Raw genomic sequence first — 1230 nt, 5'->3', positions numbered from 1 at the left:
TTTTTTCCAACCTTGACTGTTGTGGGTCTTCCTGTTTTACGCAAGCCCCGTGTTGCGTTTCAATTTACAATCTGCCGAAAAAAGGTTCTCCCTCCCCGCGCCCCTCCCTTCCAAAAACTTTTGCCGCTGGGTCTGTGCGAGGATGGAAGAGCCTGTGAAGAAGAGCAGGCGGCTTCCAGCTCCGAAGCTCTGTACCCGGGCAGCATGGAAATCTGTGCCTTTTGAGGGCAGAAGGCGTTGGCGGAAAGGAGCGAAAAGGAATAGCTGGGGCGAGGCAGAGGCTATCCCGAGGCAGCCTTGCCAACTGGTGCAGACTTTCCGCTATGTGAGCCGTGAGCGCTGGGTGCCTGTGCTGAGGATTCCCTGCCCTTTTTTAGGGGCTGTACGCCTCGCAGATCTGTCATGTGTTTTGGGGAGTGCAGCTGGGAGATCGGCGTACCGTTGTCGTTTCAGATGGTTCTGCTCATGGGGGAGTGCAGGGGCATGCGGTTCGCGGAGCCTTCATTCAAGACGCTACCAGAGAGCATGCATCACAGTGTGTTGCCATCGTCGCACAGGATGACGGACAGGCACAGCCCTGCTGGCACAGCCCTGCTGGCACAGCGCTGCCGGGGTCAGCTGTTTTTTCTGCGCGTGCCCCACAGATAAAGCAGCGTAAGGCTGCCGCAGCCAAGCAGGATGCAGGCCAGCAGCAGGACAGGCCAGAGGCCGGTCGCCATAAGATAGCCTTCCAGGCCTGTATGCAAGGAGCCATCCCAGTCCACGAGACGGACAGGATGCAAGCGGGAGAGTACCCACAGGGCCGCCAACCCGCCCAGGCCGCAGCAGAACGGCAGCGTGCCCAGGATCAGGGGAAGGAGCCGGAGGTTGCGCACGGGCCCGGCTGGTTCCGGGCGTACGCTGTCTTCCGCAGGAGGGACAGGTTCCGGAATGAGCTCCCGGCCTGCGGGAGCGATGAGTTCATCAAGACTCGTCTGCAGCACGTCCCGCAGCAGGGCAAGCCGGTCGATGTCCGGGGACGACAGGCCTGTTTCCCATTTGGCAACGGACTGGCGCGAAACACCCATGCGGGAGGCCAGTTCTTCCTGCGTCATGCCCATGGCTTTGCGTCGGCGCAGGATCTCCTGCCCAAGTCGGATCCGTGCGTTTTTCATAGATAGTGTCGTCAAATTATGTTTGCCCACAAAGATATGCATCTGATTTGAACGGCGGCAAGAAAAGATGCACATC

At 59.4% G+C, this 1230-nt stretch carries 2 protein-coding genes; one reads left to right on the top strand and one right to left on the bottom strand.

From position 1 onward, the window contains the following. Window positions 1-225, top strand: a 225-nt coding sequence (locus tag HF854_RS12585; RefSeq protein WP_205906134.1) for a hypothetical protein, incomplete at its 5' end; no start/stop codon positions are given. Between the two features lie 389 nt (window positions 226-614). Here HF854_RS12585 and HF854_RS12350 read toward each other — a convergent pair. Further along, the gene (locus HF854_RS12350; protein ID WP_168936551.1) at window positions 615-1154 is read right to left on the bottom strand and encodes a helix-turn-helix domain-containing protein; all 540 of its coding nucleotides are present in this window, start codon (window positions 1152-1154) and stop codon (window positions 615-617) included. Window positions 1155-1230: the final 76 nt, after the last annotated feature.

Origin of the sequence: Desulfovibrio piger, from assembly GCF_012843875.1 — a bacterium.
GTDB lineage: Bacteria > Desulfobacterota > Desulfovibrionia > Desulfovibrionales > Desulfovibrionaceae > Desulfovibrio.
Note: the sequence above shows the minus strand (reverse complement) of the source record. Positions and strands in the feature narration are given on the sequence as shown.

Bases quoted from the DNA above. Each gene is read 5' to 3' on its own strand.
- HF854_RS12350 (WP_168936551.1), bottom strand. From the start codon at position 1,154: ATGAAAAACGCACGGATCCGACTTGGGCAGGAGATCCTGCGCCGACGC.